This is a genomic window from Bremerella cremea (assembly GCF_039541315.1).
Classification (GTDB): Bacteria; Planctomycetota; Planctomycetia; order Pirellulales; family Pirellulaceae; genus Bremerella; species Bremerella cremea.
Map to the genome: position 1 here is coordinate 1,277,110 of NZ_BAABFZ010000003.1, position 26,154 is coordinate 1,303,263.

Genomic DNA, 26,154 nt, shown 5'->3' on the forward strand with positions numbered 1-26,154 from the left:
GACGAACGCTACGAGACGAACTGCTTCGCCAGCAATAGTGCCCCTTGCACGACCACCGCTTCGCCAAGCTGCGCCGGCACTAGTTGATAGCTGCCGGCCAGCGGCGGGAAGACATAGGTCGCGACCTGATCTTCCAGCGGCGTCCGAAACAACTTCTCGGGCATCAGCGACACGCCGCCGCCAAGGATTACAACCTCAGGGGCCAACAGCGTGATGACCTGGGCGATTGCCCAGCCGAGCGTCTCGACCGCGTCGCGTAGGACCACTTCACAGATGGCATTCCCTGTCAGGGCTGCGTCGGCAATGTCACGGGTCGTCAGCTTTTCGAGATCGCCCTGGCAGCGAGCCAACAGGTCGCGGCAATCGTCGTCCTGTTCTTCCGGGGCGATATTCTTGATCCACTGGCGAACTTCGTTCGAGATGCCAAAGCCAGACGATTCCGCTTCGACCGTGTTGCCAGGTTCGGAATGCAACACGCCGGGTCGCAGATGCCCGATCTCGGCGAAGGCGGGGCGACTGCCACCCATCAGCTGTCCCTGGTGGACATAACCGCCACCGATTCCACTGCCGATGGTCACGTAGAACGAGCTTTCTTTGCCCTGCCCTGCCCCGAGCGTCGCTTCTGCCAGGGCTGCCGTATCGCAGTCGTTGCGAATGACTGCCGGCAAACCGAATTGCTCCTGGCACCAGGCCACCATCGGAAACCGATCCCAGCCCTCGACCTGATGACTGGTGGTAATCACTCCAGCCGTCGCATCGAGCGGTCCACCGAACCCAAGGCCAATTGCGGCGATGGAATACTCGGTCTGGAGCGCACGAATCATGCGCTGCAGTTGCTGCTGAATACCGGCGGCACCTTTGGCCGGAACGATCTCTTCCCGGAGCGAAACGATCGTTTTCAGCGAGTCGGCATCGGCCAGGGCAACTTGAAGCTTGGTGCCTCCGATTTCAACGCCGATCACATTCATTTGGCGTAACGACCTTCGTCGTTGATCCGGGCAAAGACATCGTTCAGCACCCAGTGGAAGATCGCCAGATGAATGCTCTCGACCATGCCCATATCGTCCAGCGGCACATGGAAGCTGTGCTGAGCCATGTCGCGGAGCTTACCGCCGCCGTAACCAGTCAGGCCAAGAGTTTTCAGGCCATGCCGATTCGACCAGTCGACCGCCTTCAATACGTTATCGCTGTTGCCGCTGCCGCTGATTGCCAGGACGACGTCTCCTTCCTGACCGTAGTTCATTACCTGCTGCAGGAAGATCTGGTCGTAACCGATGTCGTTGCCCACCGCCATGATCCAGCCGACGTTGTCGGTCAGGCTCAGCACCTTCAAGCGGCGGAGCGATTCGTCGCCGAGATCTTTCTCGCGGAGCGAACTTTTCCCGAGGTCTTCGGCCATGTGGCTGGCGTTACAACCACTGCCGCCATTGCCGAAGATGTAAACGAAGTTGCCGCTCTCGTAGGCGTCGTAGATCAGGTCGGCCCACTTGGTGATTTGCGATTGATCGAGCTTGTCGAGTTCGGCCTTGAAGCGATCGATGTAAGCCGCGATATCGAGAGATGCTCCGAGCATTAGTCGTCCTTTTCCGTGTCCAGCGCTTCCGACTTGGGGTGATATAACAATGCCACCGGAAGCATGATGAGGAGGGTGAATCCAAACAAATAGCAGCGTGGCATGTTTCCCCAGATCAGAACCTGATCGAAGATCGAATACAAGAACCCCGACAGAAAGATCGCCAGCCAGTTGGCTCGCGACATTTCGGCGATCACTTGTCCCTTCTGATCCTCGGGAGCCTTGGCCTGCAGATAAACTTGAATCGGAACCGAGAACATACCAGTGAAGATTCCCAGCAAGATCAGCACCGGCAAACTTCCCCACAATCCGAGAAGCTGACCATGCTGTCCGCCTGGCAAGGCCATCAGGGCGAGACAGCCGATGATGCCCCATGCTCCAATCTTCACCAATTTGAATTCGATCTTGCCGCTGGAAAGCACGCCTGCGAGCATGCAGCCCAGACCGATCCCCAGACCAATCGCCCCGCCGAGCCAACTGGTCCGCGTATCGCTTAGTTCCAATTGAACCTTGCCCAGCGAGTTGACCGCCTGCTGCACGATGCCGGCACAAAGCCAAAACATGCACGAGGCCAACAACGCCTTCAGGATCGCATGATCCCGCAGGAAGAGCTTGCGAGTCTTCTTGGGAATGCCGGCGGCCTGGGGCGTAAACTTCGCATCGGGTGTGGCTGGCGGCGTGTGCCGCATCGGGAGCGTCGTCAGCGTACCGACAACCGCCACACCAACACACACGGTCGAGGCGATCCACAAGTTGTTGGGCAACCAATCGCACAGAATGCCGGCCAGAACCGTGCCGAAGATGATCGCCAGGAAGGTGGTCATCAGGAACACGCCGTTCACCTTCGGCAAATCGCGACCATGAAACAGCTCGGGCAAGATTCCATATTTGGCGGGAGCAAACAGCGTGCTTTGAAAACCCATGAAGGCCAGGACGAACATCAGCCCGGTCATGCCGAGTTCGTCGTACCAATAAAACGCGGCCACGCCCATCGCCATAGCAACGATCTCGAGCACTTTCGAGATGAAGATGATGGTCGACTTGCTGAACTTATCGGCGAGAAACCCAGTGGGGCCCGCGAACAGCACGAACGGGGCAGCGAAGACCACCATGGCCAAGCCCTGATAGTCGGTGCCATCTTTTTCTTGAAGGACCTGATTGACCGCCATCAACAGTAACAACTGCTTGAAGATGTTGTCGTTGAAGGCGCCAAAGAACTGCGTCGCAGTCGCCGACCAGAACGACGGATCGCCAGACAGGTGATCCGGAATTAGCGGCGCGGTGGCGCCTTCTAAAGTCGATTCGTAGTTGTTGGAGGATGCGTCCATAGGTTGGCATTATCAACGTTTCACACGAATGATCCTAGGCGAGTGCCCACAGATTTCGCGACGAAACGGCCGCGAGAAGGCAAGTTTTCAACAGAATTCCTTCGCATCGTCCGCCCGTGGGGCGGGATCGTTTTAGTAGTCCATCATGAAGCGGATGCCGAGCGCCGTGAAGTCTCCGCCGGTGTAGCCGCCGGATGAATAGTGGTCGTTGATGCTGCCATGGATCAAGTTCATGATCACCTTCGAGTGCGACGTCCAGTACCAGTTGAGGGCCAACGCCAGGTTCTCTTGCTGGCCACCATGGACCTCTTCGTCGCTCAGGTCGAGATACGAAAGCCGAGCCGCGACCTGCCACGCCCCCCATCCTTGGGCGATGCCTCCGTTGTAGCGATCGACCAGGAAGAAATCTTCCAGCGGTTGAATTCGACCGACACGGCCCGCCTGGCGATCCCACGGCGCATACTCGCCGGTCAGGAAGTAGGCGACCTGAACGTAGCCTCCGTGGAAGAACAAATCAGGATCGGACTGCCGATCCACCCACGCATCGAGGAACTCGCCGGTGACCTGCAAAGAACCGACGTTGACGACCATTTCCAGCCCGAGCACGTCGTAACCTTCCGCCCCAATCAAGTTGCCGGTATCGAGCCAGTTGGACGAGGTCTGAAGTTCAGGCCGGGTACGAAATCGGGCGAAGTTCTGAGGTGACGACGACGCGTTGAAACTTGGATCGGTCTGCACGTACATGTCCGAGATGCCCAGATGCAAGTAGCCACGGCCACCGGAAGTCTCGTCGTACCAGGGCGTCCCTGAGATTCGCCCGACGTAGCAGTATTGGAGATGATCGTCGACGTACGTTCCGACGGCCTGGACGTCGGAGCTTTCAAAGATGCCGGCTTGCCAGTTCAAGCTTTCGCTTTGACTATATCCGTACGACTGCACACCAATCCGGCGAATGTTTGGGTTCAAGGCGTTTACCGCCAACGGTCGTTCCAGAAAGAACGCGTTGGTACTGCTGTTCCATGCATCGAGCCCGACCGGGCGTTTCTGATTGCCGATCAATACCGTCTGAAAGATCGGCAAGTCGTTGAAGCCCAGATACATGTCACGCATCGAAGGGGAGTTGGGACTGGTGAAGTCCATGTCCAACCGATAGACGCCGGTCGGCGAGATGTTCCCTTGGGTTCCCAGGCGAATGCGACGGAAGAGAATCCGATCCTGGACCTCGCTGCCGCTGCCAGGGTTTTCCAGGTAGTCGATTCCCCGCGACGCTTCCGGGAAGAAGATGCCGTCGATATGCAGCCGGCCGAAGACCGACACCGTAGGTCGGCTCGACGCTTTGCGTTCTTGCTCCTGCTTCAGGTAGCTCTCGACGACCTTCTCGATCTTGGCGTTCTCGGCGGCGTCTTCAATTTCGGCAGTCGTTGCTTCGCGAGCTTCCAGCGTCTGGACGTCTTGCTCTAGCTTATCGATCCGGGCCGACAGGTCGCTCTCGGGGAAATCTTCGGCGCAGAGCGACATGGGGAACCCCATCCCGATTAGCAACCAAACCCAGACTTTCGCGAGCCGCCACATGGCTTTCCATTAATTCATGCAGGAATGCCGACGAACGACCTCGGCTTCGATCGCATCGCTTAACAAAACCAGCATATAGGATGGAATGCCAATCTCGGCCATTCGCGGCGACCTGCCCAAAAGTGGCGAATCGAGCGGGTCGCAAGCCTTCCGGCGATGCCAGCATTGCTGGCAAAACCGTGGCGTTGAACGCTCGACAGGTGAACATGCCGCTGAGTGGCAAGCGCATAAAAAAACGCGGCCCACGAAGGAGCCGCGTTTCGATATCTGTTTGGCGAGAGAGCGGAACTAGCTCTTTTCGCTGTCCAAGGCGATCAGTTCGTCTTGCGAAGCCATCGCTCGGATTTCTTCGGTGATCTTCATGCTGCAGTACTTAGGACCGCACATGCTGCAGAAGTGAGCGCTCTTGAAGGTGTCTTGCGGCAAGGTCTGGTCGTGGTAGGCCTTGGCCGTTTCAGGATCGAGCGACAGGCGGAACTGCTCGTTCCAATCGAACGAGAAGCGAGCCTTGCTCAAGGCGTCGTCGCGATCACGCGAACCAGGACGATGACGAGCCACGTCGGCAGCGTGGGCAGCGATCTTGTAAGCGATCACGCCTTGCTTGACGTCGTCGGCTTCTGGCAGACCCAGGTGTTCCTTCGGCGTGACGTAGCACAGCATCGCGGCACCATGCCAACCAGCCAGAGCAGCACCGATGGCGCTGGTGATGTGGTCGTAGCCTGGGGCGATGTCGGTCACCAGCGGGCCGAGGACGTAGAACGGAGCGCCGTCGCAGACTTCCTGCTGACGCTTCATGTTCATTTCGATCTGATCCATTGGCACGTGCCCAGGACCTTCGACCATGACCTGGGTGCCGTTGGCGCGACCACGACGGGTCAGTTCGCCCAGCACGTCCAGTTCCGAGAACTGTGCGTCGTCGGAAGCGTCGGCCAACGAACCAGGACGCAGGCTATCGCCCAAGCTCCAGGTCACGTCGTACTGACGCATGATGTCGCACAAATCGTCGAAAGCAGTGTACAGCGGGTTCTGCTTGCGGTGAGCCATCATCCACTTGGCAATCAGCGAACCACCACGGCTGACGATGCCGGTGACGCGATGCGTGGTCAGATGGAGGTGTTCCAGCAGGATGCCACAGTGGATCGTCATGTAGTCGACCCCCTGCTTCGCCTGGTGCTCGACCATGTCCAGGAAGTGCTGCGGGGTCATGTCCTCGATCGTGCCGCCCAGCTCTTCCAGCATCTGGTACATCGGCACGGTACCGATCGGTACCGGGCTCTTCTCGATGATCTGCTTACGGATCTCGTCGATGTTCTTGCCGGTCGACAGATCCATCACGGTGTCGGCACCATGATGCACGGCGACGTGCAGCTTTTCGAGTTCGCCACCCAGATCGCTGGTCACGGCGCTGTTGCCGATGTTGGCGTTGATCTTGCACTTGGCAGCCAGACCAATCCCCATCGGTTCGAGCACACCTTGAAGGTGGACTTTGTTAGCCGGGATCACCATGCGACCGGAAGCGACTTCGTCCCGAACCAACTCAGGAGAGATGTTCTCCCGCTTGGCCACATACTCCATCTCCGGGGTGATCGTCCCCTCTTTCGCTGCAAGCAGTTGCGTCGACATGAAATTCAGAATCCTCGTTCAGGCCGCCGGCCTGTTTTGCGTGACGCGGTTTTGTGTCGTAACCGCTGGATTATCAATGGCTTTCGCTCTACGAATCATGGTATCGAGTCCCCCTACCGTGTCAATCTGGTAGCAGCGTAATCGTGGGGGCGGCAGCGTGGTTTTCGCCGCAAAATCAAAGGGTCTTCAAGTACTCAAGCACCGCTGATTTCTCCTCTTCGGTCAACGCGTTGGGGTAGTCATGACCTGCCGCACTTTTCCCTAAACGAGTCGTATTAAATACCTCGCGCCGCTCCATCGCCGAGAGTCCCTTGGGGAACTCGTCCAGGGCTTCGGCATCGATCCCCATCCGTTGATGATCATACGAACTGCCGGACCACCGCCAGATCTTCGGTCGCTGGTCCGGATGCAGCAAATGCCACAGCGTCGGGACCGATCCATTATGCAGATAAGGTGCCGTCGCCCAGACACCATCCAGCGGAGGTGCCACGTAGCCTTCCGGGTCGGCAATCAGCCCTTCCTGCTGGCCATAACTGTTAAACCAACTGTCGCCATATCCTTGGCGATGGGCAGGAGTTAGCGAATCGAACCGGGCTCGATCGGTCTTAATTTCATCGATCGGAATCATCCGTTCCGGGTAGTCGGCCTGATCGCCGTAAGTCCCATGGCACTCACTGCATTGTCGGTTGAAAACGATCCGCCCAGCTTCCGCTTTGGTGGCATCGACCTTGCCGGGGTACTTGGGTGCTTCGAGCGAAGATAAATAGGCGTAAACGTCTCGAAAATCGGCCTCGCGGTCGCGGAAGGCTTGGGCGTCATTCTCACGAACAAGCGTGAACTGCAGCAGCCCGCGATGCCCCTTCGGGGCGAAGCCATCGAGATAGATGTTTTCCTTCTTGGCGAAGTGCCACCAGGGAGGTGGTTCCATGTCGTGATGCAACATTTTGGGGAAGCTCGCCCCCGGAACCACGTTCAAATCGGCATCGCGTAGCGACATCAGCGCCACGCCAAAATTCACCGCATTCGTGGTCCCTTTGTTCTCGCCAAGGGGGAAGACCAGCGAGCTGTAGTCCCCGGGGATCAGCTTCTTGCCCAGCATCGCTTTGGTCAGCCGAATCTCGTCGGTGATGCCGGCGAAGTCGAAACGATTGTTGGGGAGGCCAGGGATCGTCTTCCCTTCCATCTGCCCACCATGGCACGAGAAGCAGTTGAGCGTCCACTCTCCCTTTTTATCGACAACATACTGCAGTGGCTTCGTGGGGTCTTCTGGTCGACCTGTCAGGCCATAGCGATCGAACGCCATCTGGCGGCGTTCCTCCGGCGTAGCCTTCTCGGCCTGGCTCTTCAGTGGCTCGGGCCAGACTCGCCAAACGTTGTCGAAGGTTTCCTGATCGAAGTATCGCGGGAGATACGGTGTATTGACCAGATGCTCGTAACCCGCCTGAGGATCGCCGGCTGGCCCTTCGGCCAGGACGAACGGCGACCAGGCCAGAAGCATCAGGAGTGAAAAGATTCGCCGTGTCATTCGTGAGCTCGAAGCATATTCGGGAAAATCGACTCGTCGTTTGTATCCGAAAGAGAACCGCACCTTCCCTGCCGGCACAACCAAGAGTTCGATTATAGAAAATCGAACCAGTCGGCGGCCAGTCACTCGTTTGCCACCCCTTGCCAGCATTCGACTAGGCCAGGACATTACACTGCTTGTTGGGGGAAGAACACCGTGATCGACAATCTAGCGTCTGACCAAGCCGATGTGGCCATTGTGGGTGGTGGCGCTGCCGGTCTGTTCGCCGCGATCTGGGCGGCTCGAACCAATCGCCAGCGACGCATTGTCATTCTCGACGGGGCACGCCGCATCGGTGCCAAGATCCTCATTGCTGGTGGCGGTCGCTGTAACGTGACCAACGAAAAGGTCACCCCGCGCGACTACTGGGGCAGTTCTACCAACGCGATCAAGAAGATCTTGGGCCGTTTCCCCCAGCCGCAAACGATCGAATTCTTTGCCGAGCTCGGCGTTCGTCTGAAACGCGAACCGACTGGCAAACTCTTTCCCACCACCGACAAGGCCAAGACCGTTCTGGACGGGCTGCTTTCGGAAGTGGAACGCTTGGGGGTCGAGATCCGCCTCGGGCATCGCATCGAAAACATTAAGTCGATTACGGCCGAACCCGCACAGCCTTCTTTTGAACTGAATGGTCCCTGGGGACACTTGGTTACCTCGAAGGTGGTGCTGGCAACCGGTGGTAAGAGCGTCCCCAAGACCGGCAGCGATGGGCATGGTCTCGAACTGGTCCGTCGACTAGGACACGACCTGACACCGCAGATCTTCCCAGCCCTGGTTCCGCTTCAGTTGGCCGACTCCGATCCGCTGACGCAGCTTTCAGGCATCGCCCTTCCGGTTCGCTTGGAACTGAACGAAACCAGCGGCAAGCGCATCGAGACGATCGAAGGGGACATGCTGCTGACCCACAAAGGGCTTTCTGGCCCGGCGGTTCTCGACATGAGCCGCCACTGGATCGCCGCTTCGACCGATCGCCCGGTCTGCCTGACGGCAAGCTGGTTGCCCGATCACTCGGCCGACAGCCTCCAGGCCGAACTCCAAGCCCTGGGTAGACGATCGGTACGAGCGATGCTGCGCGAGCGTTTGCCCGATCGATTGGTCGAGCATCTGCTGCACTTCGCGGAAGTTCCGGCCGAGCAAACCGGCGTCGACCTGACCCGGGTTCAGCGAAAGAACCTGGTGACCGGGCTTACCGCCTATCCTTTGAACGTGAGCGGAACACTCGGCTTTAAAGTGGCCGAAGTCACGGCTGGCGGGGTCCCTCTGGCGCAGATCGATCTAAAGACCATGCAGTCGCGCGTCTGCCCTGGCCTGCATCTTTGTGGCGAGATCTGCGATGTCGATGGCCGGATTGGCGGGTTCAATTTTCAGTGGGCCTGGTCAAGCGGCTACGTCGTTGGAGTTTCCGTTTGAATTTGGAGGTGCCCTGCCATCGAAGTTCCCGATAGAATAGGCAGCACCCTGCTCGATTGATTTCTCCTGAGGACCTCCTGCCATGCGATCGCTGTTTCTGCTTGCCCTGGTTTTGCTGTTTGCCGGATGCCATTCCAGCGAAACGCCAGCGTCAACCAGTTCGGTGGCCGATACCGCTCCGACGCAGGATCAACTGGCCACCGAAGCGATGATCACCAATGCTGGCGGCCGGATCGAAACCGATGAAGCCGGCGGAATCACGCTGGTCGACTTCGCCGGTAAGCCGATCGATGCCAACCTGATGAAGCGGATCGGCACGCTGCCGCGACTGCAAAAGCTTCTGCTGCGGGGCTGCCCACTCACTGACGATATGTTCGCCAAGCTCGGCACGCCGGCCAGTGTGCAGGTTCTCGACCTGCGTGAGACCAGCGTCAGTGGTGCCTCGCTCCAGCAGATCGGCAAGTTCCCTGCCCTCAAGAATCTCCAGTTCCGCGGCAATGCGATCTCGGACAATCAGTTGATCTATCTGGCAGGTCTCTCGAACCTGAAGGTCTTGGGACTGGATGAAACAGCCGTCGAAGGAATGACGCTCGAACAATTAAAAGGGCTAAAGCAGTTGGAAGAGCTGTTCCTGTTCGGCACGCCCTTTCGGGAAGCCAGTCTTCCTGGCCTCGCTCATTTGCCGAAGCTGAAAAAAATTCGCCTCCGCCGGACGATGATCAATGGTCATGGACTGGAGAAACTGGACGAGCTGACCGCCCTGGAAGACCTCGACGTCAGCGAAACCGACTTCGATGACCAGGCAGTCGAGCATCTGGCTGCGTTTAAGAACCTGAAGCGACTGAACCTGTGGGCGACCAAAATCAGCAATGATGCTGTTCCGAAAGTGGCCGAGATGACCTCGCTGGAATGGTTGAATCTCGACCGCAATGCGATTGGCGATGTCCACATCGGCGAGCTGACCAACCTGGAAAACCTGACTTGGCTGCATCTTGGTTCGACCTCGCTCTCGGACGAGGGACTGATGCAGCTTGCGCCTATGACGCACCTCAAAAATCTGATCGTGACCCGGACCGCGGTTACCGATGAGGGTGCCGCCAAGGTTGCGGCCAAGATGCCTGAAACCGAGCTCCAGCATATCTACATCCCGGAAAACTGAGGCCGAATGCCGATCAGTCCTGGCGATCTGGGCATTCTCGCTCCCCCCTGCCCAACCAGCGGAGCCACTACAACCGGAACAAGCGGCTTTCAGGTAACGGATGTCCGAATTGCGACCCGTTTTCCCAGTTTGCCGTCTCCGTCTATGTAAAAGTTTCGATGCTATAGTTTCACAAACCGACTGGGAGTTGAGAGGCGCAATTGCTGCGCAGGGCGCGACGGTCGGTTCTCATCGTGAAAAGCAATCAAGACGATAAGTTCGGGGACAGGTCGGGCTTACCAGATCTCTCTCTGACCGTGGATTTTGACGAAACGCCAGGGAAGTATGACCGTTATCGAAACGATCTCGAAGCAACTACAAGGAAACGTCAAGGACGTGATGTCGGTCAAGGTTCACACCGCGACCGTGGGCACGCACGTAAATATCGTTGCCGATCTGATGGCTCGATATGCCTTGCGACGCGTTGTTGTGGTCGACAATACCAAGAAAGTAGTCGGTGTGGTCTCGCAGCGCGACATCGTTCGCGCGCTGATCACTTCTATGAAGACAGAAGAGACCGAAGACATTCAACACAAGCGTGTCGAAGAGTTGATCTCGGTTGAACGTCCCATCACTGTGGGCCCAGAAATCCCTTTGGCCCGCGCCGCCTACGTGTTGGCGACGAACAAGATTGGCTGCTTGCCGGTCGTCGATCCTGAACTGACTTTGATCGGCGTGCTCTCGATTTCCGACATCATTCAGTTCCTGGCTGAAGACAACGTCGAAGGCATGGAAACCGCCTTCCAGATGTACTCGCCGAAGAACGACGCCAAGACACGCAGCCCGGCTTATGTCCGGAAGATGAATGGCGACCTGGTAATCCCGCTGAAGAACATCGAGAACAAGCGAGCCCGGATGGACTACGCGGTGCTCGGTTATGATCCGCCGACCGGTCGCATTCTGATCAAATTCGTGCGTGCCAATGCCGACGAAGCGATCGCCACCAAGGTCCAGGACGATAACTTGATCATCCCGGCCAAGGGGTTTGTACGGCACTTCAGCTTGATCGGGAAAGTGGCCGCGTTCGACGTGACCGACCACAACCAGAGCAAGTTCCTGGTGCTCTCGCCGAAGAATGCCGCCTCGGGCGCTGTAAACGCAGTGGGGACGACCTAAGCCGTCCCCTGGGCTTGCTTACGGTTCGTACGACAGGTTCGGAGCAAGCCACTTCTCCATATCTTTCAGTGGCATGCCTTTGCGCTTGGCATAGTCTTCGACCTGATCGCGTCCCAGTTGATGGATCGCGAAGTAACGCGCGGCCGGGTGGGCGAAGTACATACCGCACACACTGGCTGCCGGCATCATCGCCAGGCTCTCGGTCAGTTCAATCCCGGTTTCCTGTTCGGCGTTCAACAAACGGAACAGCGTCCACTTTTCGGTATGGTCGGGCTGAGCCGGATAACCTGGAGCTGGACGGATGCCGCGATAATCTTCCTTGATCAGTTCTTCGTTCGACAAGTTTTCCTCGGCACCAAACTTCCACTCGCGACGAGCTTCCTTGTGCAGACACTCGGCGAACGCTTCCGCCAGACGATCGGCCAAGGCCTTCGCCATGATCGAGTTGTAATCGTCGTGATCGGCGTCGAATTTGGCGGCCAGTTCGCTACAGCCGATTCCGGTCGTCACCGCGAAGGCACCGAGGTAGTCGCGACGTCCACTGCCAACCGGAGCGATGTAATCGGACAACGCCCGGAAGTCGGACTGACCTTTGCGTTCCCATTGTTGACGCAGCGTGAAGAAGCGTTCGATTTCTTTCTCAGGATCGTTCGGGTCATAGATAATGATGTCGTCACCGTCGGACGCTGCTGGCCAGAAACCAAAGATCCCGTTTGCCGTGAACAGCTTCTCCGAGATGATCTGATCCAACAGGACATTGGCATCGTGGAACAGCTTCTTCGCCTCTTCGCCGACGTATTCATCCTCAAAGATCTTCGGGTACTTACCCTTCAGTTCCCACGAGTTGAAGAACGGCGACCAGTCGATGAACTCGCGAAGCTTCTCAAGCGGGAAGTCTCGCAGCGTCTTCGATCCGGTGAACGATGGAGTCGAAATATCGATGTTCGCCCAGTCGGTCTCGAAGTGCTTTTCGCGAGCTGTCTTCAGCGGAACTAGCGTGATGGCTTGACGCTTGCGATACGACTCGGCCAGTTCGGTTTGCAGTTTGCGATTCTTTTCCAAAAACGCCGGTGAGTTGTCCTTGCTGAGCAGTTGATCGACGACACCGACGCTTCGCGATGCGTCGAGCACATGCACGACCGCACCTTCGTAAACCGGAGCAATCTTCACGGCGGTATGCTTGGCACTGGTCGTCGCCCCACCAATCAGCAGCGGAATGTTCATCCCGGCCGATTGCATTTCTTCCGCGACATGGACCATTTCGTCGAGGCTCGGGGTGATTAAGCCTGACAAGCCGATCACGTCGACGCCATGCTCTTTGGCGGCGGCCAGAATCTTGTCGCAGTGGACCATCACCCCCATGTCGATGATCTCGTAGTTATTACAGCCCAGCACTACGCCGACGATGTTCTTGCCGATGTCGTGGACGTCTCCCTTGACGGTTGCCATCAAGATCTTGCCACGGGCACTCACGTCGGTCGTGCCGAGCTCTTCCTTTTCTTTCTCCATGTAAGGAAGCAAATAAGCGACCGCCTTCTTCATCACGCGGGCACTCTTGACCACCTGGGGCAGGAACATCTTGCCGGCGCCGAACAGGTCGCCCACGATGTTCATCCCGTCCATCAACGGACCTTCAATGATGTGCAGACAGCGTTCCGCTTGCTGGCGAGCTTCTTCCGTATCTTCTTCGATGTACCGGTCGATCCCCTTCACCAGCGAGTGAGCCAAGCGTTCGCGAACCGGAGCTTCTCGCCACGCCAGGTCTTCCACCTTCGGGCCAGCACCCTTCTGATGCTTGACCGTTTCAGCGAAGTCGACCAGACGTTCCGTCGCATCGGGACGCTTGTTGAAGAGTACGTCTTCAATCAGTTCTCGCAGGTCCGCAGGCACTTCGTCGTACACGGCCAACTGGCCTGCGTTGACGATCCCCATATCCAGGCCAGCCTTGATCGCGTGATACAGGAATACGGCGTGGATCGCTTCACGCACCACGTCGTTGCCGCGGAACGAGAACGACACGTTACTCACACCGCCTGAGATCTTCGCTCCGGGGCAGACTTGTTTGATCTTACGAGTCGCTTCGATGAAGTTGATCGCGTAGTCGTTGTGCTCTTCGATACCGGTGGCGACCGTCAAGATGTTCGGGTCGAAGATGATATCGGTCGGATCGAATTCCAGCTTCTCGACCAACAGGTCGTAGGCTCGTTTGCAGATCTCAACTTTGCGTTCCAGTTCGACCGCCTGACCAACTTCGTCGAATGCCATCACCACCACGGCGGCACCGTAATCGCGGCAGAGTCGGGCCTTGTTCAGGAACTCCTCTTCCCCTTCCTTCAAGCTGATCGAGTTGACGATCGACTTGCCCTGGACGCAGCGCAGACCGGCCTCGATAACCGACCACTTCGAGCTGTCGATCATGATCGGCACTTTGCAGATATCTGGCTCTGCGGCGATCAGGTTCAAATAACGGGCCATGGCCGCTTCGCCGTCCAACAGCGCATCGTCCATGTTGACGTCGATCACGTTGGCGCCGCTTTCGACCTGTTGCAACGCAACTTCAATCGCGTCTTCGTACAGCTCTTCGCGAATGAGTCGAGCGAACCGCCGCGAACCAGTCACGTTGGTTCGTTCGCCGATCATCACGAAGTTGGTGGTGGGTGTGATCGTGAACGGTTCCTGACCGCTCAAACGAGTCAGCTCTGGCTGTTGGTGCAATCCGCGCGGAGCGTAGTCACGCATCACGTCGGCAATCGCCTTGATGTGCTGCGGCGTGCTTCCACAGCAACCACCGACGATGTTCAGCCAGCCATGCTCGGCGAACTCACGAATGGTCGACGCCATTTGATCTGGGGTTTGATCGTATTCCCCCATTTCGTTCGGCAAACCAGCGTTCGGATGGCAACTGATATAGCACGAAGCGATCGACGACAATTCCTGGACGTACGGACGCATCAACTCGGCACCTAAGGCGCAGTTGATACCCACGCTGAGCATGGGGAAGTGCGAGATCGAATTCCAGAACGCTTCGACCGTCTGTCCGGACAACGTACGCCCCGAAGCATCGGTGATCGTTACCGAGGTCATCACCGGCAGTTCGATTCCCTTTTCGCGATAGTATTTCTCGATCGCAAAAAGGCACGCTTTCAGGTTCAGCGTGTCGAAGGTCGTTTCCGGGAACAGGATATCGACGCCTGCATCGACCATCGCGTCGATCTGCACCAGGTACGAAGCGACCAGTTGATCGAAAGTCACGTCGCGGAAGCCAGGGTCTTCGATCCGTCGCGAGATCGACGCCGTTTTACTGGTTGGCCCGATCGAGCCGGCCACGTAGCGGCGGTTGTCGGGATCGCGGTCGTTGAATTCGTCGACCACCTTTTTGGCCAGCTTCACGGCGGCCACGTTGATATCGGTTGCCAGTGCGTCGCTCAACGAGAACTCGTCCATGGCGATCGGCGTCGCTCCGAACGTGTTCGTTTCGATGATGTGGGCCCCAGCTTCCAGAAACTGGCGATGGATGCCTTCAATAATGTCGGGCTTCGTCAGACAGAGAAGGTCGCTGAAGTTTCGCAGGTCCTTCTCAGCATCGGCGAACTGCTTTCCCCGGACATCCTCTTCGGTCAGCTTGAACTTCTGAATCATGGTCCCCATGGCACCATCGAGAATCAGAATTCGCTTTTGGATGTCGTCGAAGATTTGGTGCTGGCGGCCGGCGAATCGGGGACCTGGCATGAGTGGATTCCAGAAGACTGAAAGACCTGTCACAGCTTGGGGTTATTGCTGTCAGATAGCATGCTGCCTGATAGCGTCCCCAACTATGGCGGAAGGGATTTCTATAGTTCAAACCTGCTAAATATCCCAGATTTCCGGCTTCGTCACAACCAGCGTTCAATTGCCACTAATCGTCAAAGCTTGCCTAGCCCCGATTTCCGATTTTTCTTATCTAGAGCTAAAGACCGCTACAAACCGAACCGATGGATAGGACAACGGGCCACAACCAGCGCGTGGCCCCTGTGCGTCGATCTCAACGTCAGGCAAGGAAGCCGAAACGATGACGAAACCATTGGGAAACCCCAAATCACGTGAAAACCAAGACACTCAGGGCACCTTTTACGGACACCCCGTCGTGATCCGTGTGAAGGACCTGACCTGGGAACCTCCGGTTGAAGAACAACCGGCCGGCACCCAGGACTGGGTTTCCAACCTGCTTGGGGAAGACCCGACCGCCGATCTGGCGGAAGAAAGCCTTCTGGTCGAAGCGCCAACCGCTCCGATCATGCCTCCTCAACCTGCTGCCGTGGCTCCTGCTCCGGTGGAAGTTGCCTCTGCCCCGGTGGCTTCGGACTCGGCCGTTGCGCCGAGCTACATTCATCACCGTGGAGAAGAAACGCGACAGGCTCGTCGCGAATCGATCCTGAGTGGTCAGTGGAGGAATCGGATCTACCTGGCCGGCATGGCCGTCTCGCTGCTGGTGGCCAGTGCCTGGTTGCTCTCGGGCGACGACGACAGCATCCCACCGGTCGACGACGTCGATCAGGGATTGTTCGTTTCGACCGGCGAATTGGGAAGTGCTCCGAGCTGGGACGCGACTTCCGGGACCGACGCGGACAACGAGACCATTACCGTCTCGCCACTCGACACCGCCATTCCGATGGTGGCCAGCAAGCCCGACCGCACCGAGTTGACCAACCCAACGATGGGCAATCCATCGCAAGATACGCAGATGACGAACATCGCTTCTGGTTACGAACCAGAAGGCTCGATCGCGCCACCTTACAACAATCCAGCCTCGAACCATCAACTTCCACCTGAGCCAATGGCTCCGGAAGACGAGTACTACCAGTTCCGTCCTGAAGGGATGGAATCGGCTCCGACCGGTGCTGGTTCGTATTCGCCAAGTTTCAATCCAGCCACCGACGAAGACTACACCCCACAATTCGATGGTCGTCCGTCCGCTTCGCCTGGCATGCCATCCGGCGGCCCCTCGCTGGAATTGAACGCTCCGGCTACCTCGCAGTACTCGGTTCCTAATGGCGATCCAGGTCGTCACTGGATGCAGGAGCCAACCGGCGGCTATGCCTACGAAGATGGCAAGTTGACCCAGCGAACCGCAGCCACCAATCCTGCGACTTCACAGCCGCAAATGCCACAGATCCATGAAGGGTATCAGCCGCAGCCAGGCATGCCGATGATTGGCACGCCAACGCAGCCAACCTATTCGCAGACCGCTCCGCAGAGCCCATCGCAGGGTGGCTTCGGGTTTACCCCTTACGAAAATCGCGAAGCGACTCCTCCAGGGGCCCGCCTGGGTAGCGTCGATCTCGATTCGGATATTCGGTAATGAGCCAGCTCGACCGCGCCTTTATTCGCGCCTACACGTCGGAAACAACCAGCACAGCGGCAGACGCCGTGCCCCCAACGTCGGATGCAGTTATGAATAAGACTCAAACTTCTCAGCAAACGTCTTCGACTCCGGTTCGCACGATGTCGCGTAAGCCGACTCTCAGCGAATTGCAGCACTGGAAGAACCAAGGAATCCGCATCGACATGCCGGGCTCGCCACTGGTGGGCTCGTACGACGAGTCGGCCGCTGCCGCCAACCTGGAAGATGGCCAGTCGCAAGACGAGTTCGAGATGGCCGCGAAGAACACCGCCGCCGTGGCCGAAGCGCTCGATCGCTTGATGTCGCGAGCCGGTCGCAAGCATACACCAGTGCATCCTGTTTCGGCCTCGACACCGAAACCGCAGCCCCAGCCAGCCGCTCAAATGCCGGCTCCTTCGATTGAGATCGAACCGTGGGAACCGGCACCGCTGACCGAACCCGTCACTGAAGAAATCGAACAGCCGGCCACGGTCGCCTTCGTCGCCCCTGAAGAAGAAGCGATCGACGAAGCTCCGGTTGAGGAATCAACCGGAACGATCGAGGGCGCTGCTCCTACAGAACCAGCACCGGTCAGCGCGACCTATCGTCAGCGTCGATTGGCTCATCCCAAATGGGAAGCCGATTCGCTGAACTGGCCAGAAGAGATCGACATGATTCTGGATTTGCACCAGGATCAGTGGCTCGGCCTGGCCGAAGGCATTTCGTCGAGCGTCAAGTCGATGGCTCTCGTATCGCTGGGCGAAGGTTGTGGTTGCACTACGCTGACCATCTGCCTGGCCAAAGTTATGGTCGAACAAAATCGCCGCGTCCTGATCATTGACGAAGGGGAAGGCAGCGAAAGCTTGTCTGCCCGTCTCGGTCTGCAGGCTGACGCATTGCCGGTCGATGCGCACGCTTCCGACAATTTGTACGAAGCGATGATTCAGTCGGCCGCTCAGCCGATTGCCGTGCTGCCAGCCGGCTATCGTGCCCTGGGCGATCTTTCGACCAGCCAACTGCAGCAGTTCGCCAAAGACTTCGACGTCGTGCTGTGGGATGGTGGCGACCGCCCGGAAGTTTGGCAACGCCTTGCTTTGATGCACAGCGTGCTGATCGTTCGCGATGCCCGCGGAACCCACGACCACGAGCTGGGACAAATTCTGCCGAAGCTCGAACAACGTAAGATCAACGTGGTCGGTATCGCTGATAACTTCTGGCGATAACGTTCGTCGTGGCTAAATCAACGGGGCGAAAGAGACACTCTCGATGTACGAAGCGTACTGGAAACTGAAAACTCGCCCGTTCGAGAACACCTACTCGGAACTGTTCTACTATCCTTCCGAGTCGGCTCAGGCCGCGCTGTTGAAACTTCGCTACGCGGTCGAAAATCGTCGCGGAGCCGCGATCCTGGCCGGAGCTTGTGGGCTGGGTAAGAGCCTGCTGGTGCGAACCTTAATGGTTCAACTGCCGGAGCAGTTTTCGCCAAAAGTCCATCTCGTCTTTCCGAAGCTTTCGAGCAACGACTTGATTCCCTATTTGCTGCTGAACCTGGGTCAGGGCAACCCGGAGGGTACCGCGCATCGTAACCCTAGCGAAACGATCTGGCAGCTTCAGCAGTTTCTGGCCGAGAATACCAGGGCCGGCAACCATGCAGTGATTGTCGTCGACGATGCCCACCTGCTGAGCGATCACGCTTCGCTGGAAACCTTGCGGCTGCTCACCAATTTTGAAACCGATGGCAAGCTCGACCTGACCCTCATCCTGGCCGGACAAACGACCGTCATTCCAGCGGTCGAACGCTTCCCTTCGCTCGAAAGTCGGATCGGTGTGAAATCGCTGATGCGGAACTTCACGCCGGATGAGACGGCAGCATACGTCACGCATCGACTTCGCGTGGCAGGCTCGCAGGCAGAGATCTTCGCTCCCAATGCTTTGGAGCGATTGTTTCATATCACTCGGGGAAATCCGCGTGAGATCAACCGGCTGTGCGACCTTGCCCTGCTGATTGGTTATGCCGAGGAAATCCGCCAGATCGATGCCAACCAGCTCGAATCAATTCACGAAGAACTGGTCACCGTCGTTCCGGAATAGGCCTACCGCCAGGCTGGCGATCGAGCCGCTGCCGATTAGAATCAAGCAGCGTGAACGATTCTAACTCGCCAAGTCCGTCCTCCCCTGCTCCGTCGTGGTCGATCACGATGCTGCTGGGGCTTGCCCTGGCACTGCTGACGGCGATCGTTCGCTGGTCTTACCTGGCCGAAAGTTTGTGGGTCGACGAACTGCATACGGCTTGGGTCGTTACTGATTCGGTAACCGACATCCCCCAGCGAGCCGCCATGGGCAATCAAGCGGCGTTGTACTTCTACCTGCCGTGGGCCTTCACGCAACTGGCCGGGCTGCACGAGTGGTCGCTCCGCTTTCCTTCGTTTCTGGGTGGGCTTGTCGCGGTCGCGTTGGTCACGATGACCGCTCATCGCTGGACGCACGACGCAGGGATCGCCTTGGCTTCGGGACTGGTCGGCGTGATCGATGTCGACTGGAACTTCTTCGGAACGGAAGCACGCGTCTACGCCGTCGCCCAAGCGATCGCCATCTTGCAAGCCATCGTCGCCTGGCAGATCTTACAGCATAACCAGAAACGCGACTGGGCTTACCTGGTCGGTCTGACCGTGGTGAACTTCTACTTTCACTACAGCACGTTGCTGTTTGGACTGTGCCTGGCTTTGGCAATCCTGATCTTGGCGAACGATCGCGCGACGCGAATTCGGTTGCTGGTGGCAGCGAGTTGTGTTGCGGCTCTTTGTGCGATCAGTGTGCCCCACCTGATGACGATCTTCCAACGTCGCGAGAACTGGGCAAGGTTCATCACGGCCGACAATCCTAATGAATGGCTGCGTTGGCAAACGGCCCTGGCAGTACTGCTACCGATTGGAATCGCGGCGCTGCTAAGTTGGTGGTGGAAACGCGAGTCCCAGCCGGGTTCAGAAGGGAAGCGAATCGCACTGGTTGCCTTCGTGCTGATCGTCCCGATCGTGGTGGCCTGGGCGAGCACCGCCGGCGGCGTGGCGGCATTGTTTTACGGTCGCTATTTGATCTCGGCAGAAAGCACGATTCCGTTGCTGGTCGCGGCGTTGGCGGCAGTCGTCTCGCCCAAGTGGCTGCGTGCCGGAGTGCTGGTGGTCGCGGTCGCGATCGTCTGGCAATGGCGAATGCCTACCGTTCTGCGTAGCGAAGACTGGCAGACTATCACCCAGGCCGTAGCCGCCGACATCGAAGCGAATCAGTCACCAACCGACGTGGTGATTTCGTCCGGTTTGATCGAAACCGATATTCTGTTGGACGAAGCCGCGACTTCACCGGCCTGGGAAACGTACGCCCGGCTTCCGATCGAGTCGCTTTACGCTTTGCCCAGTCACGATGGGAACGACTTCGGTTTGACCTATTCCGACGCTGGTCAACCGACGCCGCGTTACCTGGCAGAATCGAACCCCAAGGCACGGATTGTCCTTTTGATCCGCGGAGGGGAAGCGTACGCGGATCAGGTCACGGCGACGCTGCTGCAGTCATTGCCAAACCGCCAATACCAAATCAAGAAGCCAGAAACGCAAACAGCACTCGTCCAATGGCGAGTGCTGTTACCGCAGAATTAGACTGGTTTGAAAGCGTTGGCTTAGGAAGCGTCGAGAGTTGTTTCGATTTGCTTCAATGCTTCGTCCAGACGATTCAGATCGACCGCATCGATACCGTTGAACTGCGGGTCTTCCATCTTCTTGAGCATCTCGCCCAATCGAACGCGAACCGCTTCCAACTGCTTGGCATCGGGTTCGACACGAATGACCTGGTCACGAGGCGGAGCGAAACGGCGATCGAGTTGCTGCTGCATTTCGCCCAGCATTTCTTCGTGGCGAGCACGCATCGCTTCGACACGTTCAGTGATGTCCGAAAATGGATCGAAGCCCTCACGAGGGCGTGGAGCACGAGCGTGAATCCGTGGCATGTTCTCCAGACCTGGGATCCGAGCCGGGCCGGCATCGGCGACTTCGCGAACATGGTTAAGTCGAGCGAACGCTTCGGCGTCTTTCTTCTTCAGTTCGTCTTCACCTGCCGCTTCGACCGTCTTCTGCTTTCCGTTGGGCAGATCCCAAGTCACGCTGATATGGCCATTGCGGGAAGTCCGAGTAACCGTTCGCTGACCATTCTCCGAAATGTCGATGGTCTTTTCTCCATTCACGTTCGAAATCTGAACGGACTGCTGAACCTGACCATCCGGAATTTGCCGCTCGACTTCAAACTCGTCGCCAATGATTCGATTCGGACCGATACGACGCTTCAGAATGGCAATCGCCTCTTTGGCGAGATGACTGGCCGTTTGATTGCCACTGGCGGCAAGTCGCTGGAGCGAAGACAACGCCATGGTGGCGGTCTCTTCTTCAGGCGAGCCGGCGAACAGCTTTAACAGATCGACCGAGCGACTGGCAACTTCACCACTGCCGGTGACAGCGGCACGTTCGATCGCAGGGACGGCATCTTTACCGAACTTCGCCAATTCAGTCGCCGCTTGCTGGCGCTGGGCAAACTGATCAGCGTCCAACTTCCGAACCCAATGACGAATGAGCTGATCGCGATCGACACCTTCTTCGACAGGATCGGCGGCTCCGGTCGACACCATGCCGATCAACAGGAACAGTACTCCGAATAGTCGTAGCGATACCGCAGGCAGACTCATTTTCAGGCCTTCGTGGACTCGGTGAGAGACAACATGGTGTGAGGACAAAGGTAGGACGATCCCCGAAATATAAAGCATTCAACGCTCGAACGCACGCGAACCTTTACGCACGTTTTCGGGAAATGGTTGACGCTATCGGGCTGGAAATTCCTCGATTTTCCGGGGATTACTGCCGGTTTGAATCAACGCTACCAGAAGTTTTGGTCAAGATTGACCAAACTTTGATCACAAATATTTGGTGATAGCAGTGCAATTCTGATGTGGCGACTGCACATTGTTCTGGCGATATCCCGGGCCAATCACGGTCAACGAACAATCGGCCGGCGCCGCCTAGTTGGAATCGGTCGATGGGCGAGCGTACAGGTTCAAATTCTCGCGGTCCCCGATAATCGAAAAGACCTGCCGGATCTGATCGAATCCGTTGCTCAGCACAAAGCCAGGATCGCGGCCAAAGCTCTTCGCGCCCAAGATATAAAAGTTGGGCTCCGGATGATGGACCGTCGCCGCGGTGTGCGATTCATTCGCGTAGCTCGTTTCGATCTGCAATTCACGCAGCATATCAAGGTTCGGGCGAAAACCGACATTCGCCACGATCCGGTCGAACGTATGCACGCCCGAGTGCTTCCCTTCCAGCGTGACATGGAAATGATCGTTCCGCGGTTCGTAATGAACAGCCTTGATCGTCGTTTCGGGCCAATGATCAATGTGCCCGTCATCCTCACATGCAAGTCGATTCGCCTCGGCAATCAACTTATTGCGTTCCGGCAGGTTATCGTTGGGCGGCAATGCAACCGGCCCGCTCTCGCCTTTCGGCTCGCGCGTGATCCAGGTCACGTGCGTTTCCATCGATTCGCGAGCGAGCTTGCTTAGCAGGCACACGTTGGAAGCGGCGAGGTAGCCGGCACCGATGACCAGCGTTTGCTGGTTCGCGAAATGCTGAGCATCGCTGCCTTCCAGATCGAGCACCCCGCAATGGATATGATCGCGGGCGGCGAGTTCCCCGAGCGCCGGATTGCCGCCAGAGCCGATGTAGTTTGCCTGACCGTAAACACCACTACAGTCGAGAACCACTTCGCTCTCGAACAGGTGTTGATGCCCATCGGCATCTTCCACCAACGTCACCAGGGGCGTTTCAGCACGTTGCTCGCGATCTTCGCTGTCTTCGGTCTTGATCTTCTCTTTCCGGGCGATCGAAATGACCTTGTGGTTCAGCTTGAAGCAATCGGCCACCAGGTCAGTTTGCGACAGTGGCTTCAGATACTGCTCCAGCAGTTGGCGACCGGTTAGCAGTTGGTCGTCGGCTGGCGGCTGATAGTTTTCGTCCTGGGCTTGCAGGGCCGACTTTCCTAACGGAGTGCTGTTCTGCCCGAAGGGAGTAAACAGAGGCACGTGGCCCCACTTCTGCAGGTTGGCCCCTACTTCACCGGAATCGAACACGATGACTTCGTAGCCGAGGAAGCGAGCATAAAGTGCGGCTTCGATGCCAATCGGGCCGGCACCGACAACGATCACGCGAGCAGGAGTATCTACTGCCATAAGAGAATGGTTTCCGAGGGATCCACAAAGTTGCCTACCACCCACGCAAGAGGATTTGGGGCGGTCTTCTGGTGACGATTATACGGAAGATTCCGGTCTCTACGCCCTGCTGCGCCAGGGAAACAAAAAAAACTATACGGTTTCGCGAGGTGCGCATTCCACTCCTTTGGCGTGACCTACATTTTCCCCGGGGCAGTGTTGATTAATTTGCATCGGATAACGCGTTTTCCCCAACCGCATCGATGCGGATTTGGAACAGACTCAGGGCAGAACATGTACCAACGCACACTTCGAGTACTTGTCGTTGACGACTCGAAACTGATTCAGACTTTGATTTGCGATCTGCTGGAAGAATTGCCAGACATCGACGTGGTCGGGACTGCATCAGATGGGAAGGAAGCGGTTCGACTCGCAAAATCACTGAAGCCGGACGTTATCACGCTCGACGTTCAAATGCCAAAGATGGACGGGCTCGAAACGCTCGACGCCATTCTGTCGGACCAGGCGATCCCGGTGATCATGGTCAGTGCTACGACGCAGTTGGGCGGCCAGATCACTCTGGAAGCGCTCGATCGTGGTGCGATCGATTACATCGCCAAGCCGGAAGGGCTGAAGGAAGCGGAAACCACGCTGCGAACCGAACTGGTTCGTAAGATTCGCCTGGTTGCCGATACCGATGTCAAAAAGGTTCTGTCCATCCGCCGCGAACGTGCCGCCAAGCGCAAAGAACGTCGTGGCAAGCTTAGTCTGAACCAGGAAGTCAAAACGACGCCACCACCGGTGGCACCGGCTGACCTCAAGGCTTCGGACAAGTGTATCGCCCTCGGTATCTCGACCGGCGGTCCTCCCGCCCTGGCCTCGATGTTTGAAGTGCTGCCGACGGGCCTTCCACCTATCGTCATCGTGCAGCACATGCCGGCGAACTTCACCAAGGCTTTCGCCGGACGCTTGAACTCGCTATCACGCGTCCAGGTCAAAGAAGCGGAAACGGGCGACATTCTCGTTCCGGGACATGCGTACCTGGCCCCAGGCGGCATGCACTTGGAAGTCCAGAAACATGGCCGCGACGGTGGTAAGCTGCTGGTTCGCGAAGGGGACTATGTCAGCGGTCACCGTCCTTCGGTCGACGTGATGATGACTTCAGCCGTAAAGATTTACAAAGACCGATTGCTCGGCATTATTATGACCGGCATGGGTCGTGACGGATCGGATGGCTGCAAAGAAATCCGTGCCGCCGGCGGTTTCGTGCTGGGACAAGACGAAGCAACTTCGGACGTCTATGGCATGAATAAAGTTGCCTACACCGAAGGCAACGTTGATCGCCAGTTCTCGCTGGACGATGCAGCGACCACGATCGCTACGCAAGTTCGACGCATGTGGGGTTCGGCCGCGGTTTCTTGAACCGTCGGCCTAAGCCCGATTCACCCGGAAGGGATGCAGATCAATCAGAGCCTGCTCCCCTCGCATCAACTGCGCGAGGACCACGGCCGTCGCTGGCGAAAGATGCAATCCGCTGCGATAGTGCCCGGCCGCCAGGAAGACATTCTCGAGCCCTGGCAACTTTCCGATATACGGAATCCGATCGACGCTGGCGGGCCTTAGCCCAGACCAGCTCTTCACAACCTTGGCATCGTGCAGCCGAGGAACCCACTGCCGAGCAAATTCGGTCAGGTCTGCAATCGCTTCTTCGGTATTCGATTTGTCGAAGCCTGCTTCTTCCACTGTGGCACCAACCAGCACCAGGCCATCGCGGCGCGGTACCAGGTAACGGATACCTTCGTTAATGGGAGCCTCAAAGAATCGCTCGCCGGCATCCAACAGCACCATCTGCCCTCGAATTGGTTCGATCTCTGGTCGTTGCATCCGACCGGGAAAATCTCCTTGATCAAGAACATGATCGGCGACCAACTGCGACCAGGCCCCGGTTGCCAGGCAGGTCGCCCCAGGTGAAATCGTCTCTTCCGCCGTGCTGACCGATTGAAGCCGTTCGCCGTCGAAGTTCCAGGTCTGAATCTCGGTGTTCTCGACGATTTCGACCCCTTGCTGGCGACATGCCGTTGCGAGCGCTTGCAAGTGCCGCGGATTTCGGACCACGGCTTCGCCAGGCAGATACATGGCCTCCAGAATCGAATGGCTCACCTGGAGATGGGGGAACCGCTGAGCGATCTGGCCGACCTCGAGCTTTTCGGCCTCGACGCCTTCTTCTTCATATTGAACGCGAGCCATCCGCAGCGAAGCCGCCTCGCCAGGGTCGCGAGCCAGATAGATGCCGCCGGTGATCTCGAATTCGTTGTCGATACCGGTCTCTTCCCGAAGCTGGGCAGACCACTGGGGAAAGAGTCGATGGCTGAGCCCACGAAGTTGCTCCTGAGGATCCCAGGCATGCTGCTGATTCGCCGGTGGTAGCAAGCCAGCACCGGCCCACGATGCTTCGCGACCGACTTCCCCCTTATCGACCAGGGTCACATGGTCGCCACGGCGCGCGAGTTCCAGGGCAAGCGAGAGCCCGATGACTCCGCCACCCACGATCAGAAAATCAGGACAATTCGACGAGAACGCCGGCACCGCAGCACACCTTGCAAGCAAGTGGTTGATAGCCCTGGCTTCGTTGCTCGATCGAGCCAGGTCCAATGTCGCCTACAAGTTGGCGTCGGTCGGAATGGAATTCGCTTCCGCTTCCAGGACTCGCTTCAGCAGCATCGGCGAGACTTTGCCACGGAAGCGAACTTTGCCATTAATTTCGACCACCGGGACACACGTGTTAAATTTCTGAACCAATTCAGGCTCGTGATCGATATCGACCAGACGAATGTCCGACACGAAATTTCGGACGAGCACCTCTGCGTCATCGCACAGATGACATCCTTGCCGCGTATAGATCACGACTGCCGCATCGTATTGAGGGTGAGAAGTTGGGTTCACCAGTGGATTGCCTTATGAAGATTCGTTGAAGCTTCGATTCCTGACTTCCCCCGACGTGCCCTACAAACTAGCGTAGGGACTCCATTTTTCCCATTGGTTATGGGGGGACAGAATAGGAAAGATTCAATTCAGCGAAATTCCCCTTGGATCGTTGTTCAGGGGAGTTCGACTCTGTAGTCTATACCTTGAATCAGTCTACTGACTTTCCCTAACCTAGGGAATGATTG

19 protein-coding genes are annotated in these 26,154 nt (G+C 57.5%); 8 read left to right on the forward strand and 11 right to left on the reverse strand.

Going from position 1 to position 26,154, the window contains the following annotated elements; all coding sequences use genetic code 11:
* Positions 1–8: 8 nt before the first annotated feature.
* The 6 genes from ABD890_RS07490 to ABD890_RS07515 all read right to left on the reverse strand — a co-directional run bounded on the left by ABD890_RS07490 (position 9) and on the right by ABD890_RS07515 (position 7,621).
* A complete protein-coding gene (locus ABD890_RS07490) occupies positions 9–968 on the reverse strand; it encodes an ROK family protein (protein WP_345087442.1) in 960 nt (319 codons plus the stop codon).
* Complete coding sequence (locus ABD890_RS07495; protein ID WP_345087444.1) at positions 965–1,573, reverse strand: D-sedoheptulose-7-phosphate isomerase; 609 nt, start codon at positions 1,571–1,573, stop codon at positions 965–967. The genes ABD890_RS07490 and ABD890_RS07495 overlap by 4 nt, the downstream gene beginning before the upstream one ends.
* A complete protein-coding gene (locus ABD890_RS07500) occupies positions 1,573–2,901 on the reverse strand; it encodes an MFS transporter (protein WP_345087446.1) in 1,329 nt (442 codons plus the stop codon). Before ABD890_RS07500 ends, ABD890_RS07495 begins: the two co-directional genes overlap by 1 nt.
* 132 nt (positions 2,902–3,033) lie before the next feature.
* Positions 3,034–4,419, reverse strand: a complete 1,386-nt coding sequence (locus ABD890_RS07505; protein WP_345087448.1) for an OprO/OprP family phosphate-selective porin — start codon at positions 4,417–4,419, stop codon at positions 3,034–3,036.
* Positions 4,420–4,761: 342 nt separating this feature from the next.
* The gene (gene thiC, locus ABD890_RS07510) at positions 4,762–6,096 is read right to left on the reverse strand and encodes a phosphomethylpyrimidine synthase ThiC (protein WP_345087450.1); all 1,335 of its coding nucleotides are present in this window, start codon (positions 6,094–6,096) and stop codon (positions 4,762–4,764) included.
* Between the two features lie 175 nt (positions 6,097–6,271).
* A complete protein-coding gene (locus tag ABD890_RS07515) occupies positions 6,272–7,621 on the reverse strand; it encodes a c-type cytochrome (RefSeq protein ID WP_345087452.1) in 1,350 nt (449 codons plus the stop codon).
* Between the two features lie 195 nt (positions 7,622–7,816).
* Here ABD890_RS07515 and ABD890_RS07520 point away from each other — a divergent pair, with 195 nt between their 5' ends.
* The 3 genes from ABD890_RS07520 (at position 7,817) to ABD890_RS07530 (ending at position 11,384) form a co-directional block, all read left to right on the forward strand.
* The gene (locus ABD890_RS07520; RefSeq protein ID WP_345087454.1) at positions 7,817–9,070 is read left to right on the forward strand and encodes a BaiN/RdsA family NAD(P)/FAD-dependent oxidoreductase; all 1,254 of its coding nucleotides are present in this window, start codon (positions 7,817–7,819) and stop codon (positions 9,068–9,070) included.
* Between the two features lie 82 nt (positions 9,071–9,152).
* Positions 9,153–10,229, forward strand: coding sequence for a leucine-rich repeat domain-containing protein (locus ABD890_RS07525; protein ID WP_345087456.1), 1,077 nt, complete (start codon positions 9,153–9,155; stop codon positions 10,227–10,229).
* A gap of 324 nt (positions 10,230–10,553) precedes the next feature.
* Positions 10,554–11,384 carry a CBS domain-containing protein gene (locus ABD890_RS07530; protein ID WP_345087458.1) on the forward strand — a complete coding sequence of 277 codons (831 nt, stop codon included), beginning with the start codon at positions 10,554–10,556 and terminating at the stop codon, positions 11,382–11,384.
* Between the two features lie 18 nt (positions 11,385–11,402).
* On the opposite strand, the gene metH is transcribed toward ABD890_RS07530, so the two are convergent.
* The gene (gene metH / locus ABD890_RS07535) at positions 11,403–15,113 is read right to left on the reverse strand and encodes a methionine synthase (RefSeq protein ID WP_345087460.1); all 3,711 of its coding nucleotides are present in this window, start codon (positions 15,111–15,113) and stop codon (positions 11,403–11,405) included.
* Between the two features lie 319 nt (positions 15,114–15,432).
* Here metH and ABD890_RS07540 point away from each other — a divergent pair, with 319 nt between their 5' ends.
* The 4 genes from ABD890_RS07540 (at position 15,433) to ABD890_RS07555 (ending at position 20,393) form a co-directional block, all read left to right on the forward strand.
* Positions 15,433–16,722, forward strand: a complete 1,290-nt coding sequence (locus ABD890_RS07540; RefSeq protein WP_345087462.1) for a hypothetical protein — start codon at positions 15,433–15,435, stop codon at positions 16,720–16,722.
* A 92-nt stretch (positions 16,723–16,814) separates the two neighbouring features.
* Positions 16,815–17,966 (forward strand): hypothetical protein, encoded by a 1,152-nt coding sequence (locus tag ABD890_RS07545; protein ID WP_345087464.1) that lies wholly within the window; start codon positions 16,815–16,817, stop codon positions 17,964–17,966.
* Positions 17,967–18,009: 43 nt separating this feature from the next.
* Positions 18,010–18,834 (forward strand): ExeA family protein, encoded by an 825-nt coding sequence (locus ABD890_RS07550; RefSeq protein ID WP_345087467.1) that lies wholly within the window; start codon positions 18,010–18,012, stop codon positions 18,832–18,834.
* A 50-nt stretch (positions 18,835–18,884) separates the two neighbouring features.
* Positions 18,885–20,393: a glycosyltransferase family 39 protein gene (locus ABD890_RS07555; protein WP_345087469.1), complete on the forward strand. Its 1,509-nt coding sequence runs from the start codon at positions 18,885–18,887 to the stop codon at positions 20,391–20,393.
* 20 nt (positions 20,394–20,413) lie between these two features.
* Here the strand turns inward: ABD890_RS07555 and ABD890_RS07560 are convergent, their stop codons facing one another.
* Positions 20,414–21,469: a hypothetical protein gene (locus tag ABD890_RS07560; RefSeq protein WP_345087471.1), complete on the reverse strand. Its 1,056-nt coding sequence runs from the start codon at positions 21,467–21,469 to the stop codon at positions 20,414–20,416.
* A gap of 330 nt (positions 21,470–21,799) precedes the next feature.
* Positions 21,800–23,005, reverse strand: a complete 1,206-nt coding sequence (locus ABD890_RS07565) for an NAD(P)-binding domain-containing protein (RefSeq protein ID WP_345087473.1) — start codon at positions 23,003–23,005, stop codon at positions 21,800–21,802.
* A gap of 273 nt (positions 23,006–23,278) precedes the next feature.
* Here ABD890_RS07565 and ABD890_RS07570 point away from each other — a divergent pair, with 273 nt between their 5' ends.
* Positions 23,279–24,406: a protein-glutamate methylesterase/protein-glutamine glutaminase gene (locus ABD890_RS07570; protein ID WP_345087475.1), complete on the forward strand. Its 1,128-nt coding sequence runs from the start codon at positions 23,279–23,281 to the stop codon at positions 24,404–24,406.
* A 9-nt stretch (positions 24,407–24,415) separates the two neighbouring features.
* Here ABD890_RS07570 and thiO read toward each other — a convergent pair whose 3' ends face one another.
* Both thiO and ABD890_RS07580 read right to left on the reverse strand, forming a co-directional pair.
* On the reverse strand, positions 24,416–25,570 hold the full coding sequence (thiO, locus tag ABD890_RS07575) for a glycine oxidase ThiO (protein WP_345087478.1): 1,155 nt from the start codon (positions 25,568–25,570) through the stop codon (positions 24,416–24,418).
* A gap of 72 nt (positions 25,571–25,642) precedes the next feature.
* Complete coding sequence (locus ABD890_RS07580; protein WP_345087480.1) at positions 25,643–25,927, reverse strand: glutaredoxin family protein; 285 nt, start codon at positions 25,925–25,927, stop codon at positions 25,643–25,645.
* Between the last annotated feature and the right edge of the window lie 227 nt (positions 25,928–26,154).